This is a genomic window from Candidatus Paceibacterota bacterium (assembly GCA_041661265.1).
Lineage (GTDB): Bacteria > Patescibacteriota > Minisyncoccia > JAHIHE01 > JAGLIN01 > JBAZUT01.
The window spans coordinates 56,517-76,343 of sequence record JBAZUT010000005.1 but is presented as its reverse complement, the minus strand read 5'-3'; the positions used below and the strand labels follow the sequence as shown (position 1 = coordinate 76,343).

Annotated in this window: 19 protein-coding genes; 18 read left to right on the top strand and 1 reads right to left on the bottom strand. The window is 42.3% G+C overall.

Translation table 11 applies throughout. From position 1 onward, the window contains the following. Positions 1-4 precede the first annotated feature (4 nt). From WC788_05005 to gap, 7 genes are all read left to right on the top strand, one after another. Complete coding sequence (locus WC788_05005; GenBank protein MFA6096956.1) at positions 5-937, top strand: NADH-quinone oxidoreductase subunit H; 933 nt, start codon at positions 5-7, stop codon at positions 935-937. Positions 938-941: 4 nt separating this feature from the next. After that, a complete protein-coding gene (locus tag WC788_05000; GenBank protein MFA6096955.1) occupies positions 942-1,598 on the top strand; it encodes a hypothetical protein in 657 nt (218 codons plus the stop codon). A 12-nt stretch (positions 1,599-1,610) separates the two neighbouring features. After that, positions 1,611-3,065, top strand: coding sequence for a proton-conducting transporter membrane subunit (locus tag WC788_04995; protein MFA6096954.1), 1,455 nt, complete (start codon positions 1,611-1,613; stop codon positions 3,063-3,065). A 12-nt stretch (positions 3,066-3,077) separates the two neighbouring features. Next, complete coding sequence (locus WC788_04990; GenBank protein ID MFA6096953.1) at positions 3,078-4,649, top strand: NADH-quinone oxidoreductase subunit C; 1,572 nt, start codon at positions 3,078-3,080, stop codon at positions 4,647-4,649. 143 nt (positions 4,650-4,792) lie between these two features. Next, positions 4,793-6,001, top strand: coding sequence for a hypothetical protein (locus WC788_04985; protein ID MFA6096952.1), 1,209 nt, complete (start codon positions 4,793-4,795; stop codon positions 5,999-6,001). A gap of 55 nt (positions 6,002-6,056) precedes the next feature. Beyond that, the gene (locus WC788_04980) at positions 6,057-6,455 is read left to right on the top strand and encodes an endonuclease domain-containing protein (protein MFA6096951.1); all 399 of its coding nucleotides are present in this window, start codon (positions 6,057-6,059) and stop codon (positions 6,453-6,455) included. A gap of 67 nt (positions 6,456-6,522) precedes the next feature. Then, on the top strand, positions 6,523-7,527 hold the full coding sequence (gap, locus tag WC788_04975) for a type I glyceraldehyde-3-phosphate dehydrogenase (GenBank protein ID MFA6096950.1): 1,005 nt from the start codon (positions 6,523-6,525) through the stop codon (positions 7,525-7,527). 43 nt (positions 7,528-7,570) lie between these two features. Here gap and WC788_04970 read toward each other — a convergent pair whose 3' ends face one another. Next, a complete protein-coding gene (locus tag WC788_04970) occupies positions 7,571-7,786 on the bottom strand; it encodes a hypothetical protein (protein ID MFA6096949.1) in 216 nt (71 codons plus the stop codon). Positions 7,787-7,852: 66 nt separating this feature from the next. On the opposite strand from WC788_04970, the gene WC788_04965 reads away from it, so the two are divergent. The 11 genes from WC788_04965 to pduL all read left to right on the top strand — a co-directional run bounded on the left by WC788_04965 (position 7,853) and on the right by pduL (position 19,755). Beyond that, the gene (locus WC788_04965; protein MFA6096948.1) at positions 7,853-9,013 is read left to right on the top strand and encodes a phosphoglycerate kinase; all 1,161 of its coding nucleotides are present in this window, start codon (positions 7,853-7,855) and stop codon (positions 9,011-9,013) included. An 18-nt stretch (positions 9,014-9,031) separates the two neighbouring features. Next, positions 9,032-9,598 carry a type II secretion system protein GspG gene (locus WC788_04960; GenBank protein ID MFA6096947.1) on the top strand — a complete coding sequence of 189 codons (567 nt, stop codon included), beginning with the start codon at positions 9,032-9,034 and terminating at the stop codon, positions 9,596-9,598. Between the two features lie 40 nt (positions 9,599-9,638). Next, a complete protein-coding gene (locus WC788_04955) occupies positions 9,639-11,225 on the top strand; it encodes a hypothetical protein (GenBank protein MFA6096946.1) in 1,587 nt (528 codons plus the stop codon). Between the two features lie 30 nt (positions 11,226-11,255). Continuing rightward, on the top strand, positions 11,256-11,816 hold the full coding sequence (locus WC788_04950) for a hypothetical protein (protein ID MFA6096945.1): 561 nt from the start codon (positions 11,256-11,258) through the stop codon (positions 11,814-11,816). Between the two features lie 21 nt (positions 11,817-11,837). After that, positions 11,838-13,112, top strand: a complete 1,275-nt coding sequence (gene eno / locus WC788_04945) for a phosphopyruvate hydratase (GenBank protein MFA6096944.1) — start codon at positions 11,838-11,840, stop codon at positions 13,110-13,112. Positions 13,113-13,301: 189 nt separating this feature from the next. Next, entirely contained in the window at positions 13,302-14,873 is a 1,572-nt protein-coding gene (gene gpmI, locus WC788_04940) for a 2,3-bisphosphoglycerate-independent phosphoglycerate mutase (protein ID MFA6096943.1), read from the top strand. Between the two features lie 148 nt (positions 14,874-15,021). After that, positions 15,022-16,035 (top strand): carbohydrate kinase family protein, encoded by a 1,014-nt coding sequence (locus WC788_04935; protein ID MFA6096942.1) that lies wholly within the window; start codon positions 15,022-15,024, stop codon positions 16,033-16,035. A 203-nt stretch (positions 16,036-16,238) separates the two neighbouring features. Next, complete coding sequence (locus WC788_04930) at positions 16,239-16,844, top strand: restriction endonuclease (GenBank protein ID MFA6096941.1); 606 nt, start codon at positions 16,239-16,241, stop codon at positions 16,842-16,844. Between the two features lie 228 nt (positions 16,845-17,072). Continuing rightward, complete coding sequence (locus tag WC788_04925; GenBank protein ID MFA6096940.1) at positions 17,073-17,909, top strand: BRO family protein; 837 nt, start codon at positions 17,073-17,075, stop codon at positions 17,907-17,909. Between the two features lie 94 nt (positions 17,910-18,003). Beyond that, entirely contained in the window at positions 18,004-19,083 is a 1,080-nt protein-coding gene (locus WC788_04920; protein ID MFA6096939.1) for a glycosyltransferase family 4 protein, read from the top strand. Positions 19,084-19,179: 96 nt separating this feature from the next. Beyond that, the gene (gene pduL, locus WC788_04915; GenBank protein ID MFA6096938.1) at positions 19,180-19,755 is read left to right on the top strand and encodes a phosphate propanoyltransferase; all 576 of its coding nucleotides are present in this window, start codon (positions 19,180-19,182) and stop codon (positions 19,753-19,755) included. Positions 19,756-19,827 lie beyond the last annotated feature (72 nt).

Here is a 19,827-nt window from a genome sequence, read left to right as displayed (position 1 = left end):
AATTATGAATATAGCTTTATTAATCATACAGTCGCTTCTCATTCCGGCATTTTCTCCATTGATCGTCGGTGTGATTAGGAAGATCAAGGCGAAGTTTCAGAACAGGCAAGGGGCGAGCGTATTCCAGCCATATCGCGACCTCATGAAGCTTTTCAATAAGGACGAAGTTATCTCGGAAAATGCATCCTGGATATTCAGATACACGCCCTATTTTCTTTTTGCATTGACGGTAGCGATCTCGTTTGGGGTGCCGACCATAAGCACCGATGCGTCGCTTTCGTATCTTGGAGATTTTCTGGTATTTGTCTATTTGATCGCTTTTGGAGCTTTTTTTCTGGCACTTTCGGGACTTGACACTTCCAGTGCTTTTGGCGGAATGGGATCGAGCAGGGAAATGACCGTGGCGGCGCTTACAGAAGGCGGATTTATTTTTTCGCTGTTTTCAGTTTCGTTATTGACCGGCAAGTCCGATTTCCCGAATATGATAGGCGCGCTTTCGTCGATGCCCGTTTCCGATATCATTGCTCCGGTCCTCATCGCATTCATCGCTTTCTATATAGTGCTTCTCGCTGAATGCGCAAGATATCCTTTTGACAATCCGGCAACGCATCTTGAGCTGACCATGATCCATGAGGCCATGATACTCGAATATTCCGGAAAAAGGCTGGCTCTGATCGAATGGGCGGCGGCAAATAAGCTTCTCATCTTCATATCACTTGCAGCGAATATATTCTTTCCCTGGCAGGTCGCGAATACTTCCGAGGTTGTTCCCGTGATCGTTTCGCTGCTGCTGTTTGCCGTGAAGGTCTTTGTTTTGTCCGCGAGCGTGGCGGTTCTGGAATCAACTATCGCAAAACTGCGATTTTTCAGACTGCCGGATCTTCTGATGACCTCTCTTGTGCTTGGAATGATATCAATCGTTTTAACGATAATATAAAATTATGCAGGAAATGATCGTAAATTCGCTATATTTTCTGGAGACTCTGCTGTTTATCACGGTGATAGTTTTGCAGCTGATGAATGAAAGCAGGACAAGTGTTATGATTTATGCGGCGCAATCTTTTATCGTGAGCCTGATGCTGATCATCTTTTCTTTTCAGGAAAACTCATCGGGACTTTTCATCAGCGCCCTGGCGATGCTTGCCGTCAAAGTTGTCATCATGCCAATCTTCTTTTTCAAATTGATCGACAGGCAAAAGTTGAAATTTGCAACTACGTCATATCTCAGTGTTCCGATGACGCTCATAGTCATCATGCTCATCGTCGTTCTTGCGAATTCTTCCGTGTTCCGATCGCTGACATCCATGCCTACGGAATATTCAAGTGCGATCCCGATCGCGCTCAGCGGCATATTGGCCTCGCTTTTTCTCACAATAAACAAAAGAGGAGCGCTATCACAGATCATAGGCATTCTTACGCTGGAAAATTGCATTGTTTCTTTCGCTTCGATCATAGGCTTGAAACAGACTCTGGTCCTGGAACTGGGGATAATTTTCGATATCTTTGTTTGGAGCGTAATAGCAACGGTTTTCATTTCTATGATGTATAAGCATTTCGGTTCTCTTAATATCACGCAAATAACACATTTGAAAGATTAATAATACACTTCTATGCTATTAACATTTCTTCTTCTGGTTCCCATCCTTGCGGCAATATCCGTATCGTTCGTCAAAAGGGAGCAAAAAATATATATAAAACATATAATGTTCGCGGCTTCGGCCCTGGAAATATTCTTTTCGGCAAGCGTTATATCGCAAACGATCGCCAGCGGAATATATTCCTCGACATATTATTATGTAGATTCGCTCAGCGCGCTGCTGATCTTTATCATCACGGTGGGCAGTTTTTCGGCAGGCATCTATTCTATGGGATATCTTCACGAAGAGAACAAGAAGGATATAGTAGGTTTCAGCAGGATCAAGCAGTTCTTCATCCTTCTGAATCTTTTTATTTTTACAATGTTTTTTGCCGTGATGGTTTCTAATCCGGCACTGATGTGGATCGCAATTGAAGCTACGACGCTGTCCACGGCGTTCCTGATCAGTTTTTACAACAAACCATCAGCAATGGAGGCGGCATGGAAATATCTGATCATAAATTCGGTCGGATTGCTTCTGGGTTTTCTTGGAACGCTAATATTGCTTGCAGTGTCTTCGTCGCATCTTGAGGGAACTGAGCTGATAGTGAGCTGGAAAGACCTGATAAGTATCGGTGCGATCCAGGATCCGCTGGCCATAAAGGTAGCTTTCATTTTCATTATGGTGGGATTCGGCACCAAGACCGGACTTGTTCCGATGCATACCTGGCTTCCCGATGCTCATTCCAAAGCGCCAGTACCTCTTTCCGCGCTTCTTTCCGGAGTGCTACTGAACGTTTCATTTTTTGCAATTTTGAGGAACAAGATCGTAGTTGACAATATGATAGGTTCGGATTTTTCAAGCGGACTTCTGGTTCTTTTCGGAATCGTATCGATCATCATCGCAGCTTTTATCATTTTGGTCCAGGTAAACTATAAGCGCCTGCTTGCTTATTCATCGATCGAACATATGGGCATAATAGCTTTGGGTTTCGGATTCGGAGGGATGGGAGTCTTGGCGGGACTTCTTCATATGGTCTTCCATTCACTTGCAAAATCACTGCTCTTTCTTTGCAGCGGAAACATCTTTCTGAAATACAGCTCAACCAAAATATCGAATGTCAGAGGGGTTTTGTCCGCACTTCCATTTACAGGTATTTTGTTCCTTTTTGGGGTTTTTGCGATAACCGGAGTCCCTCCATTCGGCCTCTTTTTCACGGAATTCTATATATTATCCGCGGGAATATCAAGTTATCCCGGAATAGTCGCGCTTGCAATGGCCGGCATAATCATCGTATTTGTGGGTTTCCTGAGGCATGCGACATCAATGGTATTCGGGGAAGTTCCTGCCGGGATAAAGAAAGGCGAATTCGGATTTCTAACGACAGCTCCGCTTGCGGTTGTCGCTGTCATTCTTGTGGGCTTCGGATTATTCTTTCCGCCTTTTATCGTGAGATTGATCGAGAGCGCATCTAAATTATTTTTATAACGAGATAAAGACATGAACAAAGAAGAGATAATAAAAAAATATATACCTTCAAATTATAGGACAGAAGAACAGAATAACCTTCTGATGTTCGAAGTCCCGGCTCGGGACATTGAAAATGTCTGTGTCGGCTTTCACAATGAACAGAAGTTGCAGCTTATGACCATAACAGCGACGGATGAACGGAGCGAAAACGGCGCATTCAAAATATTCTATGTTTTTGGGATACCGAAAGAAAAGATGTTCCTGGTTCCTTATATAACTTTGAAGAATACCGAGGAATTTCCGTCATTGGTTGTGAAAATACACGGATCAAGCTGGTACGAAAGGGAGATTATGACCTTCTTCGGACTGATTCCGACGGATCATTACTATCAAAAGCGTGTTATTTTGCATGAAAACTGGCCCTTGGGAGTTTATCCGCTCAGAAAAGATTTCAAGTGGGATACCAGGCCCGAGAACGCCAAAGGTGAGCCGCACCAGTTCAGAAAGGTTGAAGGAGAGGGAATATATGAGATCCCGGTCGGACCGGTCCATGCCGGGATCATAGAGCCCGGGCATTTCAGATTTTCGGTCGCGGGAGAAGAGATCATTTCCCTCGAACCTCTTTTGGGATATAAACATAAGGGCGTCGAAAAGCTGTTTGAGGTGCTGCCGCTTGCGAAAAAAGTTGCGCTTTCAGAGGGGGTATCCGGCGACAGCTCGTTCAGCCATTCGCTTGCATTCTGTCAGGCATTGGAAAATTTAGGCGGGGTCAATGTTCCCGAGCGCGCAAAGTATCTGAGAGTGGTTTATGCGGAACTTGAGCGTCTCGCAAATCATTTCAATGACATAGGATTCATCATGCTGGATACGGGTTTCAACTTCGGAGGCGCAAACGGATCAAGGCTTCGCGAGATGATCATGCAATGGAATGAAAAGCTCACGGGAAGCAGATTCCTCAGGGGCGTAAATTCAATAGGCGGAGTTGAAAAAGATGTTTCAGAGGAAGCCGCAAATAAGCTGCGGACGAACCTTGAGGCAATTGAATCGGATTTCAGGCAAGTTATGGAAATATGTTTCGATAGCAACTCTCTTATGAATCGGTTGAAAGGAACCGGATTCATGGACGCTCAAGCCGCTATCGATCACGATCTATGCGGCGTTGCGGCGCGAGCAATGGGGCTTGATCTTGACGTGAGAGTTGATTATCCATATGCCGCATATGATAAATTCGAAGTGGACGTTCCGACGGAAAGCACCAGGGATGTTTATGCGAGATTCATGGTAAAGGTGAGAGAGGTATACGTTTCGATGAATATCCTGAAAAAGGCTTTGTATGTTCTTCCTCCAGGTGAAATAAGGTCAAAAGATGCAATAAAGTTCAAAAATAGCTCATATTCCGTTTCTGTGACCGAAGGATGGCGGGGTAATATAGTATATTTTGTCTCAACGGACAGGAATGGCGAGATCAGTCGTGTCCAGGCAAGAGACGCTTCATTCTTGAACTGGGCGGCATTCCCATATGCGGTAAAGGGGAATGTTGTTCCTGATTTTCCGCTTATAAATAAAAGCTTCAATTTGTCATATTCCGGATACGACAGATAGATCCTGCGGAATATTCTTTGAAATACCCGTGCATTGCGCATCAGGTATTTCTTTTTTTGATAATTATTGAAAAAAATGATAGAATATAGCCATATAAGTCAAAGACTTGTTTGTTTGGTTTATGAAAAAAATAATACAAAACTATGGCTAAGAATAAAACAAAGAAAGAACCTATGTTCGTCATGTTTGCGAAGACTGTGCTCGGACTGTCTGCGGTGGCGGGCTTTATTGTTGTTTCAAGCGTTGCTTTATATGTTTTCACCCGAAGTTTCGGTACGGATAATATGTCATCTGACGTTGCGGAGATAAGGGGGATCGAAATTTCTTCCGATGCGAGATCGATTTTAAGTGCTGATACAAAACAGGCAATATTTACAATAGACGATTCGAATAAATATATGAAAGATTCGGGTTATGCATATGATTCCGAAACTTTCCAGGATACGAATGCCAAATATGCAGGAGATTGTTTTCTGAGCGCTAATCTATCGAGTAGTGGAGACAGAATCGTTTTTTCCAGCGGATGCCTGGCGGGGGATCTCCCGCAAGCGTGGATCGGAATATATAAACTTGAGTCGAAAGGACCCTCTGACACATTTTGTAAAAATAACGATAAATCGAGTAATTTTGGTTTAATATCGTCCGTGCGCGCTTGCATTAGTCAGCCGAGTTTCTATTTTCTCATTGGCGGCAGCGGCAGAAATTTCGTATGGTCGCAAGACGACAAAACCATCACCTATGAAGCAGACCTGGGATTATCCGGAATGACGGAAACCCGAATGATAGATTCTGCGACGGGGGAGATTTTAGATATAAGGCCTGCAAAGAATGATGTATTGGATTGGCAAACTTACAGAAATGAAGAATATGGTTTTGAGGCAAAATATCCGAAAGACTGGAGTAAAAAAGATAGTCCGGATAATAACGCCGGTATTTTACTATTAAACAGTGATAGAGAGATTGTGATTGGCGGAGCAGCGCCGGATGACTTTTTTTCATCTGATGGCAGAGAGATGAATCCAAAATATACAAACGACTGGATAGGGGTACAGATTGATGTCTATTCTAAGCCGATTAATTTTAATTGGAGCAGCTGGCTTAAAAGTAATTTTTCTGTAGTGGAGAAATATGAAAGTTATCAATATGAAGGACTGCAAGGAATAAGAGTTACGGAATTAAACGGGTTATTTTACGGGGAGCCCAATATATTCCTAGAGGGTGAAAAAATATACAATATAAGATTATATAATGACTATTCTTATAATATAGCGCGTGACTCAAAGAGAGATGACTTAGCTTTGGATTATTTCGATAAAATTCTCTCCACTTTTAAATTCACAGAACCGGAGTAGAAAAAGATTATTTCCCCCTGATAAGGGGGATTAAGGGGGTTGTATTAATGCAAGTATGTTCAAATCAAAAAAACATATCTCATATGACAAAAAGCTTACAGAAAAAGCCCGTCAAAACAGAAAAAATCCGACATTTGCAGAAAAGAAACTATGGTACAAGGTGCTTTGCAACAAGCAATTTGAAAAATATAAATTTTTACGGCAAAAACCTTTACTGAACTACATAGTTGATTTTTATTGCGCGAAACTATTGCTTGCGATTGAGATAGATGGCGATTCTCATGCCGAACAAGAGGATTATGATAAAACCAGAACACAAAAATTATCCGAATATGGAATTGCAGTAATCAGATTTACGAATAAAGAAATAATTGAAAATATCGATGGCGTTTATATGGATTTAAAAAATAAAGTATATAAAAGGGATGCAGTTCGAAATGCAAACCCCTCTTGATCTCCCCTTGTCAGGGGAGAAAAATCAAGAACTAAGTTAAACTAATTTAATTAATCAATCAAAACCTATGTCAATAAAAATCGCGATCAATGGATTTGGAAGGATCGGAAGGCCGGCTCTAAAATTAATGATCGGAAATCCTAATATTGAAGTCGTGGCCGTGAACGATCTCACCGACACAAAAACTCTTGCGTATCTTCTGAAATACGATTCGAACTATGGAATATACAAAGGAAAAGTTGATTATGACAATGACCATATCATAGTCGACGGAAAAAAGGTCAAAGTCTTTGCCCAGAAAGATCCGTTGGCTCTCCCATGGAAAGACCTCGGAGTCGATGTTGTTCTTGAATGCACCGGATTTTTTACGGACAAGGCCGGAGCGGGAAAGCACCTGGAGGCCGGAGCAAAAAAAGTCGTCATAAGCGCGCCATGCAAAGGTGCGGATATAAAGACCCTTATATTGGGCGTCAACGAAAATGACTATGATACGAAAGAAGATAATATTGTTTCCAACGGTTCATGTACGACAAATTGCCTTGCGCCCGTTGTGAAGATCCTGAATGACAATATCGGAGTGGACAAAGGTTTCATGGTGACAGTGCACAGCTATACGAACGACCAGAGGATCCTGGACCTTCCGCATCCGGACCTTCGAAGAGCGAGAGCTGCGGCCATGTCCATCATTCCGACATCGACCGGCGCAGCTGTTGCCGTTGCGGAAGCCATTCCGTCGCTCAAGGGAAAGCTCGACGGATCGGCCATGAGAGTCCCGACCCCGACGGTTTCCATCGCGGACTTTATCGCGATCGTAAAAAGAAACACATCAGTTGAAGAAGTGAATGAGCTGTTCAAGAAGGCGAGTAAAGAAGGAATGAAAAACATACTTGGAGTGACGGACGAACCGCTTGTATCCATTGACTACAAAGGCAATCCGCTTTCATCCATCGTTGATCTTCCTCTTACGAAAGTGAATGAGAATCTGGTAAAGGTTTCTTCCTGGTATGACAATGAGTTCGGTTATACGAACAGGTTGGTGGAAATGGCGGAATTCATGGGTGGGAAATTATAATTTTCTTCAAATAAAAAAAAGCGATTTTATCGCTTAAAGTTGATTATTCTTTGACCACATGATCCAATATTTTCATTGTTATATATGCCGCAACTATGATTATTATTAATCCTCCTACTGTAGTTGTCGCATCCCAAAAGTTTTCTCGGATGATGATCGAATTCGTGTAAACGAGCAGTGCCAATGCGGCGGCCCATGTGATGATCATCGGAACCAGCTTATATTCAATTATTTTCAGTGCGTAGGTTGTGTTACTCAAAGTGTTTTCCTCCCATGCAGATATTATAGTTACAAAATATGTATTGTCAAATCCTAATATAAAACAATGAAGTCCCTAAAAGAAATCAAAAAACTGAAAGATAAAAAAGTGATTCTCCGGGTAGATTTCAATGTGCCGATCGGAAAAGACGGGGTCGTAGACAAGGGCGAGGACTGGAGGATTAGGGCGACCCTTCCCACGATCGAATATCTTGTCAAAAAGGGCGCAAAAATAATCCTTCTTTCGCATCTTGGGAGGCCGGACGGGAAAGTTGTCGAGGAGTTCAGGCTTGGTCCGGTTCAGGACCGTCTTTCGGAGCTTTTGGGGCTTTCCATCACAAAGACTCCGGATTGTATCGGGGATGTTGTGAAAGAGACCATAGCTGAAATGAAAATGGGAGAGATCGTACTCCTTGAAAATCTTAGATTCCATAAGGAAGAGGAGGAAAATGGCGAAGCTTTTGCGAAGGAATTGGCGAGCCTTGGAGATGTCTATGTGAACGACGCATTTTCCGCTTCGCATCGTGCGCATGCTTCTGTTCACGGGATCACGAAATATTTGCCTTCTTATGCGGGACTTCTGATGGAAAAAGAGGTGGATATTTTGACCGATGCGATAAACAATCCCAAAAAACCCGCGACGATCGTGATCGGAGGAGCAAAGGCGGAAACGAAACTTCCCGTAATTAAATTTTTGATGGATAAATTCGATAATATCCTTGTCGGAGGGGTTGTGGCCAATGTCATCCTGAAGGCGAAAGGCATCGATACCGGGAAATCCCTGCTCGGAGACATGGATCCCGAAGAGGCCAAAAAAATAGATCTCGATAACACCAAGCTCCATATTCCGGTAGACGTCATTATCTGCAACTCCGAAGTGAAGACAGCGGCGCTTTCCGCCATCGGAAAGATCGGTGACGAGAGGATATTGGATATCGGTCCCGACACGGCGGAGCTCTATGCAAAAATAATATCAGAATCCAAAATGATAATCTGGAACGGCCCGATGGGGCTTTTCGAGAAAGATGCTTTTTCGCAAGGCACGAAAGAGATCGCAAAGGCCATCACAAGTTCAAAAGGATATTCGATCATAGGAGGAGGGGATACGATAACAGCGCTGGATAAATTCGGATATCTCGAAAAGGCAAGTTATGTTTCAACCGGAGGAGGTGCGATGCTGGAATTCATGTCCGGGGAAAAACTTCCGGGGATTGAAGCTCTTAATTAAATATTAACGATATGGATCATGGAAGAGATAAAATCTACAAATGATATGGATGGAGGGGTAGGGGGAAATATGCCGGTAGGTGGAAGCAAAAAAGCGCCGGTAATGACAATAATATTGATAATTTTGGCGGTGATACTGTTCGCCGGCAAGGATATAATCTATTCCGAATATAGCAAGCTGTTTTCGGCTAGAAAGACGGAAACGCCCATAAAGGAAGAGAATAATTTCATAAAGGACACATATTTAAATCAGCCCTATAGGGCGGATGACGTGATGAGAAAATCAAATATCGCGCAAATAGGGAATGCGCTCGAAATGTTTTTTTTGCAAAATGGCAGTTATCCGGTCAGTCTTGGCGGAACAAAACTGAATGATGAAAATTCCGCTGCATATCAGGACCTTATAAAATATGTCAACTCGAGCAATTTGAAAGATTCGAAAGATCCGGAGTTCTTTTATCTCTACAGATCGGACGGAAAAAGTTATGAAATTACGGCGAGGCTTGAGAATATCAAGGACCCTGAATGCAAGATCTCTGACGACGGATTCTGTATATATAAAATAAGCAAATCTTCCGCTAATTAGCGACTTTTTTGCTTTGATCCATTAATAATTTTCACGAAGCATGATAATCCCTTCTGCAGGCGGAAATAAAATAAAACTTGTCATTTTTTTGATCCTCATGGTCTTCGCGTCAGCGGGAGTTTTTTATTTTCAAAAGTATTATTTTTCGAAAGACGAAAAGCCGGCATATGCGGTGGAAATTACAGCTGAGAAAGGTGTATATGTTCGGGGCGAACAGGTGAAATTTATCGTAACGAACAAGGGAACGAGGCCTGTCTGGTATATTGTTCCTCCGGGAAAATGTAAAAATGATCTTCAGTGGGATCTTTTTTTTGAAGAAGAAGGGTCTTGGAGTGCCGTTTATAAACATCCCAAATGCGAGATCGTGAAAGAAGATTATGATTTTATTGAAATAAAGAACTTGGGTTTCAATGAAAGTGTTAATGGCGTGTGGGATCAGAAATTGTATTCGGAAGGTGCCGAGGGCCGTTATGCCGGACCGGGAAAGTATAGGATCGTGTTCTATTATTCCGATGAGATCATAAATAAGAATGATATCAGGAGCGAAACGGATCCCGGCATGAAAAACTCATATTCCGTTGAATTTGAGATCGCTGATGATTTTTATGATGATTTCATACGTAGCGAAGTCCAAAAAGAAAATGACAGAGAGAGAAAGGATGATCTGTCTGAGATCAAGAAGGCGCTAGGGGCATATTCCCCGGAAAATGGCCGGAAATTTCCCGAAAGCAATGGTTTGATCAGACTGAATGACAAAAATTCAGATGTTTATTTGGATTTGCTGAAATATACGAAAGAAGAATTTTTATCGGATCCGAATCAGCCCGAATATTATTACGGCTACGGTTCAAGCGGGTTCGGTTTCGAACTTTCTGCGAGGCTTGAAAACATTGAGGATGGAAGCTGTGAAATGATCGGAGGATCGATATGTATATATAAAATAGATTCTCTCGGGAATATCAGCCAAAGAAAATATGAAAAACAGAGAGTTGTCACGCCCGGAGAAACGGTAGATGTATTTTTTGAAAAATTGAAAGTTCTTGATAGTGACAAGAACATTATCATGATCACGAGCGATATGGTTGGAGGCGAAGAGCGTGCCATTATCTCGCAGGTTCAACCTCCGGAAAATGTAAAGGTGAAAAAAGCCGGAGAAGTCACATCCGAAGATCTGTCGCAGAATAATTTGGTATTGAGCGGAAGTCCGGACACGAACAGCATCATTGCCGAATTGAACAGAAAGATTCCGGTCGTTGATATTGCGGATCTGGTGGATATTGAAAAAAATGACATAACGGGAACTTTCAAGTATTCAAAGAATCCATGGAACAATGAAAAGATCGTAATAGTTTTCGAAACGGGATATTCAATGGAGGCGGTTACCAGGATAAAGGGCGTTTTAAAAGCTGAAAAGACGGATGAGTTCTATCATGTCGTGCTTGATCTGCAGGACGGGGGCGCCTATGCCGTTGTTTCCGGGTTTATAAAAGACGGAGCAATGCCGCAGAGCCTTGTTGAATATGACGGAAAAAATGTCGAGGTTTATGGGTATAAAAGGATGAGGAATTCCAAAGAATTTCCGATCGAAGAAAGCATCGGTGCAATAGATATCAGTATTTTGGATTGATCGATAAAATTTAATTATTAGCCAAAAAATATGAGAAAAGTAAAAAAACAAACAAAAAACAGCAAGAAAGGGCTAAGGTTTGATGCCGAGATACTGTTCTATTTCTTTATCATGGCCATACTTCCCGTTTTTATCGCCGCTTTTTACGTACAATATGAAAGAATAGATAGAATGACGGACAATGCCTATCTTGTCGAGAATGTTGACAGGATATTCGTGAAGACCGACAAGAGCGTCTATCAGATGGGAGACAGGATAATTCTTGCCATAGAAAACTATACCGACCGGTCGATATATTCACAGCCTTGCGAATACCTCGATAATTTTGAAAAATATATCAATGGCAAGTGGGTCAATCTTGGGATCAGGCATGAGAATGTCGGATATGACAGATCCGGTTTTAATCTCAGCAAGAAAACTACAAAATGCGCCTTGTCTCTTCCCGAGAAGGAGGGAGAAGGTGTTTATAGATTCGTGGTGAAGGTGTATCATGGATGCCAGGAACCTGAAAATTGCATCGGCGCCATTGATTTTTATTCAAATGAATTCAAGGTGGAGGGATCTGCTTTTCAGAAAGTATCAAGCAATTAATCAAATTAAACGCATACTAATATGTCGAATAAGATCAAAAAGATCCAGGCGAGAGAAATTTTGGATTCGAGGGGAAATCCGACAGTGGAGGTTGAGGTTGTTCTTGAAAGCAAGGTCAGGGGAATAGCGGCGGTTCCATCCGGCGCTTCTACGGGCGAATTTGAGGCATTGGAATTGCGGGACCAGGACAACGCCAGATATGGCGGGAAGGGTGTTTTGAAAGCTTGTGAGAATGTTAATGTCAGGATCGCGGCAAAGCTGAAGGGACAAGTCGTAACCAACCAGAAGAAGATAGATAAGATGATGATCGATCTGGATGGAACAGAGAATAAATCGAATCTGGGTGCGAATGCCATTTTGGGAGTGTCTCTTGCTTGTGCGAGAGCGGGAGCAAGGGCAAGAAATAAGCGTCTGTATAGATATATAGCATCCGCCTATGGTCTTGAAGAAGAAGATTTCAGGATACCGGTCCCTATGTTCAATATAATAAATGGCGGAAAGCATGCCGATAGCGGACTTTCGATCCAGGAATTCATGATACTTCCCGTGGGGATAAAAGGTTCTCCGGAAAGGATCCGGGCCGGAAGCGAGATCTTTCAGGCGCTGAAGAAAATACTGTCAGGACTTGGACAATCAACCGGAGTCGGAGACGAAGGCGGTTTTTCTCCAAAGTTGGACAGTACGACAAAATCATTCGAGTTGATCATAAAGGCGATCGAAGACGCCAAATACAAGCCGGGCGAAGAGATTTTTATCGGAATAGACGCGGCATCCAGCTCCTTCTATGAAGCAGGGAACAACCAATACAGGCTCAGGCCTGAGAATATTTCCTTGGACCGCGACAGGCTTACCGCTCTGTATCTTGAGTGGCTGAAAAAATATCCGCTTATTTCGATCGAAGATGGTCTGAATGAGAATGACTGGGAGGGCTGGGCGCGGATGAAGGAGAGGATAGACCAATTCAACAAAAAGATTATGATCGTCGGGGATGATCTCACGGTAACGAATATAAAAAGGGGAAAAAAGGCGGATAAGAACAAGTGCGCAAACGCGATAATAATAAAATTCAATCAGATAGGAACTCTCACGGAAACGATCGATTGCATCAAGTTTGCAAAAAAAGAAGGCTGGAAGGTCATCGTTTCGCACAGATCGGGAGAAACATGCGATCATTTCATCGCCGACCTGGCAGTTGCGACGGGCGCGGATTTCCTGAAGGCCGGATCGCTTTCCCGGGGAGAGAGGCTTGCAAAATACAACAGGCTGATGAAGATAGAAGAAGAGATCGGAGCATAATTTTCAATTATCAATTTACAATTTTCATTGAATTTTCAATGACTGAATTATCAATTCTGAATAAAATATTGAAAATAATAAGTGCATGGACTATAGGAAGATGACTAAAAGTTTTAAACATTGAGAAATTGTAAAATTAGAAATTCAATATAAATTAGAAATTAAAAATTAGAAATTCACAAACTATTTATGCCAAAAAAACCGACAAATATTCTTATAATCCTTGATGGATGGGGTGTTGCGCCAAAAAGCAGGGCTAATGCGATTGAACTTGCCAAAAAACCTTTTTTTGACAGCTTGGTCCGAAAGTATCCCTATACGACCCTGAATGCCACCGGTCTTGCAGTGGGACTCTCCGAGAATGAAAGGAGTGGGAGCGAAGCGGGACATATAAACATCGGCGCGGGAAGGATCGTCAAACAGGATTCGCAGATAATCAGGGAAGACATCGAGTCGGGTAAATTCTTCAAAAATCCGAGAATACTTCGAACTATGAATCATGCAATAGTCGAGAAAACAAATCTTCATTTCATCGGACTTCTTTCCGAAATAGACAGTCCTCATAGCGATCCGGACCATCTTTACGCTCTTTTGAGGCTGGCGAAAACGAAGAAGGTGAAGCAGGTTTATCTGCATCTTTTCACTGACGGAAGGGATACTTTTATGAAAAGAGCGCTGATCTTTCTGCAGGATCTGAACGAAAAAATAGAAGAGATAGGAATAGGAAAGATCGCCACGATAGGCGGAAGATATTATGGCATGGACCGCGTCAAACATTGGGAGCGGCTTCAGAAAGCTTATGATGCCATGGTCATGGGGGAGGGATGGAAAAGCAAATCTCCCGAAGAGGCCATAAAATATTCCTATTCACAGGGCCTTACGGATGAATTTATCATTCCGACGGTAATAGTAGACAGCAAGAACAAACCTATTGCGAAAATAAAAAGCAATGATGCGATCATTCATTTCAATATCCGGGGGGACAGGGCGAGGCAATTCACGAAATTATTTGTGACGAATAAAGTTATCGGTTATGAGAACAGATCTCATAAGTTAAAAGATATATTTGCGTGTACACTGACGGATTTCGGTCCGGACCTTCCTGTGCAGGTCGCTTATTATTCCCAATCGGTGGAGAATACCATACCCCATGTTTTGAGAGAGAAAAAACAGCTCTATATAGCTGAAGCCGAGAAATATCCTCATATAACATATTTTATAAATGGCGGACATAAGGATCCGGTTGGCGGAGAGGATAGGGAGCAGATCATGTCTCCGAACGTTTTTTCCTATGACCAGAAGCCGGAAATGTCCGCAATGGACATCACGAAAGTTCTTGTCTCGAATATCGAATACAGCGTATATGATTTTATTGCTGTTAATTATGCCAATGCCGATATGGTAGGGCATACGGGAAACATGAAGGCGACCATTTCCGCGGTTGAATTTCTGGATAAGTGCATGGCAATGGTGATCGAAAAAGCCGTGGAGGGCGGAGGAATGGTGATAGTGACTGCGGATCACGGCAATGCCGATGAAATGGTTGATCTGAAAACGGGAGAGATAATGACCATGCACAGCAAAAATCCCGTTCCGTTCATTATCGCAAAAAAGGGACTGAAGAGGGAAAGCCTGAAATTGCATGACAACGGGGTTCTTGGAAATGTTGCGCCGACGCTTCTTGATGTTTTGGGCACGGAAAAGCCCAAGGATATGGTTCTTGGAAGCTTGATAGAAAAAAAGATAAGATGCAAAGCCTAAGTGTTGTTATACAGTAAACTGTTTATGGTATGCCAAGTGTTTTAATGTATCAATGATCGAAATGAACTGGCATGAGGTATATGGCATGTGGTATGTGGTATTTGGCATCCAGCTAAATACTAAATACTAAATACTAAATACTAAAATTATGTTCGACATAATTACGATCGGCGGGGCGACTCGCGACATAACGTTCATTACCGACAAGGGAAAGATCATTGAAACTCCTGAGAATCTGACGGAGCAGGTGATCCTGGGATTTGAATATGGCGCAAAGATAAAAAGCGAAGAGGTGATATTCAATTTCGGAGGAGGAGCCTGCAACACAGCGGCCACTTTCCAAAAGCTCGGGCTCAAAGTCGCCGTGAACTGCAAAGTGGGAAACGATGATGACGGAAAAGCGATAGTCAATAATTTGAAAAAACTTGGGATAGACACTGGATTGATCCAGAACGATGAGGCAAGGAGAACGGGATTCTCTTTGATCGTGTTGGATAAAAAAGGCGGCGACCGGGTTATCTTTGTTTATAAGGGCGCAAGCGACTTTCTTGAGCTGAAGAAAGAAAATCTGATCGGAAAAAGCAAATGGATATATCTCACTTCTCTTGCGAACCAGTGGAAGAATAGCCTGGATGAGATAAAGGAAGCCGTGGTTGAGGGCAAGATAAAGCTTGCCTGGAATCCGGGCGGAGCTCAGCTGGCCGGCGGAACTGATAATCTGAAAGAATATTTCAGGATAACCGAAATGCTAATCGTGAACAAGGATGAAGCAATAGAGCTGGTCCAGGGAGATAAGAACATTAAATTGGATTATAATCAGATGAACGATCCTTCGGTCCTGGCAAAATTCATGAAAAAATGGGGTCCGAAAATTGTGGTCGTAACTGATGGAAAAAATGGCGCATATGTTTATGGCGGAGGGGATCAGGTTATTTTTGCGCCGGGAACGGACAATCGGGGAGTGGATGCGACAGGCGCCGGAGATGCGTTTGGTGCGGCCATGCTTGGGGGATATCTGATCACTGGTAAACTGGAAGATGCATTGAAATTCGGAATTTTGAACAGCGGGAACGTGGTCAGCGAATATGGCGCGCAGAATGGGATTTTGGATCGAAGCGAAATTGAAAAGAGATTGAATAGCGTGAAGGTGAGTTATTTGTAAATACCTCTAATATCAATTATCTTGATTTGCGCTATCTTATCGGTTCTCTAATTCGCGCGAATAGGCGAATAGGGAATTAATAATTATTAATTAAAAACAATATAAATCATTTTGCTTTCGATCAATGGGAATTTTTTAAAAGTTTGTTGACAATGTTTCTTTCTCTGTGGCAAGTATGGGTTTTGCTAATTATTATTGCATTGATGAAAATAGCTGTCGAAGTATGGATACCACGTTATTTAAAAAACAAGAAGATTGAGAAAAAAATCAATCAAGTCAACGAGTGGACCATAGATAAGGATTTAATTGGAAAATTAAGAAAATTGCGACCTAATGACTTTGAAAATTATATTGCAGACATGTATTTTCGACTTGGATATCAAACGGAAAAAGTTGGTGGTTCTCATGACGGAGGAGTGGATGTAGTCGTAACGAAAAACGGAATAAAACATTACATTCAGTGCAAGAAATATATAACTTCGAAAGTATCGGTTAGTAATGTTAGAGAATTTGTTGGTACATTGATGGATAAGCTTTCGCAAGGAAAGGGAATCTTTATAACAACAAACATCTTTACAACAGAGGCTGAGAAATACGCAGAAGATAAACAGATTGAATTGGTCGATGGTGATGAATTGCTCAGGTTGATAAAACTGGTAAATAAAGACGATGAAGTCGTAGAAAATAAGACAAACGATATTTGCCCGACATGCGGCGGCAAACTAAGAGAGATAAATGGCAGGTTTGGTAAATTCTTTGGTTGTTCTAATTATCCTAAATGTAAATTCAAGAAGAAATTTGTCATCTGATTTTTCTAATGATGGCATAAAATTACTGCAGTATATAGTATTTCAATAGAGATCCGATTCTTATGATCGGATAAATTAAAAATCAAATGTCAAAACTTAAAATAGCCATATATTGCACGAATGAATTTTCTTGTCCGCTTCCGAAATAGATAATCTATGCTCCAATGGATTTGGCGGAAGCGTATACGGAAAAACAAGTTACAAATTATTCAATCATTAAAATATTTAATGAAAAAAGATAAGCAATTAGCGATTTTTGAAGGTAAGAAAATCCGTCGGATTTGGGATGATGAAAAAGAACTATGGTATTTTTCGGTAGTGGATATAGTCGATGCGTTAAATGCGAGCGTTGATCCGAGGAATTATTGGAAAGTGCTAAAAAACCGCTTAAAACAAGAAGGAAGCGAGGTGGTTACAAAATGTAACCAACTGAAAATGCAAGCTGCAGATGGCAAGTTTTATCTAACTGATGCGGCGGATACAGAAACAATGTTCAGGATAATTCAGTCTATTCCTTCGCCGAAGGCGGAGCCGTTCAAGCTTTGGCTGGCGCGGGTGGGCTATGAAAGAATCGAAGAAACTGAGGATCCTGAAAAAGCCATTCACCGCGCACTGGCAACCTATCTTAAAATGGGTTATTCTAAAAACTGGGTTGACTTGCGTCTGAAAAGCATTGAAATCAGAAAAGATCTGACTAATGAGTGGAATGAGCGGGGCGTAAAAACAAGCGATGAATTCGCTGTTTTAACCGATGATATTTCTTTTGCCTGGGCAGGATTGAAAACAAAAGACTATAAAAAGCATAAAGATTTGAAAAAAGAAAATTTGCGGGATAATATGACGAATTTAGAATTGGTCTTGAACATGCTGGCAGAAACGGCGACCACTGAAATTTCCAAGAAGCGGGAGCCCAAAACTTTTCCGGAAAATAGAAAGGTGGCGCGTGAAGGCGGAAGTATAGCAGGAAACGCCAGAAAACAGATTGAAGTGAAAACGGGGAAACCAGTGATCAGCAGGCTAAGTTTTAGAAAAATACAAGAACAAAAAAAGTTAAAAGGAAAATAATATTAATAATGCATAAATTCGGTTTCCATGGTCGGGAGCTGAAGATTTCCTCAGGATATGGTCGAGAAAGTTTAATATGTCAAATAAATAATAAATGTCAAAACTTAGGATAGCGATCTATTGTACGAATGAATTTTCCTGTCCGCTTCCGAAAGAGATAATCTATGCTCCGATGGACCTCGCGGAAATTTTGGTTAGGGAATTGTCAAAACGCGGACACGACGTCACTTTTTATTGTTCTTCGGATTCCGGGATCGAGGCAAAAAAAATATCCAATGACATGGTTTCATTCTACAAACTGAAAGACAAGCCGATGAATGGAGGATTTCATGATCAGCTTCAGCTTTCGGTCTATGAACAGCTCCTTGCCTCGAAGATGTATGAAGATGCGGGGAGCGGGAAATATGATATAATCCATGCTTTCCATCTTGTGCCGAAGCTTCTTCCGTTCGTGAATCAGACAAAGACTCCGACGGTTTTTACGCTTCATGATCCGATGGATTCCGCCTGGAACAATGCGATCGGCTATTGCGCGTGGAGGAACAGGGCATATTATGTTTCCATAAGCGACAATCAGAGAAAGGGCATGCCGGACCTGAATTACGTTAGAACGGTCTATAACGGCCTTGATCTTGGCAGATTCAAATTCAGGGGCGATCACGAAGGATATCTTGCATATCTCGGGAGATATACCTATGAAAAAGGAGTCGATGCGGCGGTGAATGTCGCGACAAGGTCCAAAGAAAAATTGAAAATTGCCGGGAGCGCGTGGGGCAATGGTTTTTATGCCGAGAAGGTGAAGCCATATATCAAGCAGGGAGAGATCGAAGATCTGGGTTTTTTGGACAGGAGCAGGCTGTCCGATTTTTTGGGCGGAGCCAAGGCATTCCTTTTTCCCGTCCGCTGGCAGGAACCTTTCGGGCTCGTGATGATCGAAGCGATGGCTTGCGGGACGCCCGTTATAGCCTTTGGGAACGGTTCGGTTCCGGAGGTCGTGGAACATGGAAAAACCGGCTTTATCGTCGAAAACGAAGAGGGAATGATAGAGGCCATAAAAAACATAGGCAAGATCAAGCGGTCTGATTGCCGGAAGCGTGTCCGGGAAAATTTTAACATTGAGAAAATGGTCGATGGATATGAAGAGGTATATAGAAAGATCATATGTGGAAAATAGCGGCATTCAAAGGACAGTCCCTATGGAAAAGAGCTGTTCTTATTAGAGATTTTTATGTTATAATAAGTTAGGTTTATTGATTAACAAAGCAAAAATATGAACAAAATAGTTAAAGTTGAGATCTCTGCTCATCACATACATCTCAATAAAGATGATTTTGAGAAGCTGTTTGGCGCCGGGGCCGAACTGACGGTCAAGAAAGAGCTGTCTCAGCCCGGTATGTTTGCGGCAAATGAGACCGTAGATATCAAAGACGATGAATTTGAGATGAAAAGGGTGCGCATAGTGGGACCCATAAGGAATTACACACAGGTTGAAATAACGGAGACTGAAGCGAGGAATTTCAGGATAAATCCGCCCCTCCGCCTTTCGGGAAATATAAAAGATACTCCGGGAATAACTGTCACGGGACCCAAAGGGAGCATTGATATAAAAGAAGGCGTGATCGTCGCCAAGAGGCATGTCCATATGACTCCTAAGGATGCGGCCGGAATAAGCATCAAAGACGGTGATGTGATGAAAGTTAAGGTGGGGGGAGAGAGAGGGCTGATTTTTGACAATGTCATTGCGCGGGTCGACAAGACTTATGCATGGGCTTGCCATATAGACACTGACGAAGGAAATGCTGCGGGGATGGCGGGCTGCGGGGATGGGGAAGTGATATTAAGCTAAAAATTGAAATTGAAAAGTGAAAAATGACGGAAAAAAGATCAAGATAATTGCGATGAGTCGATGTATTCCCAG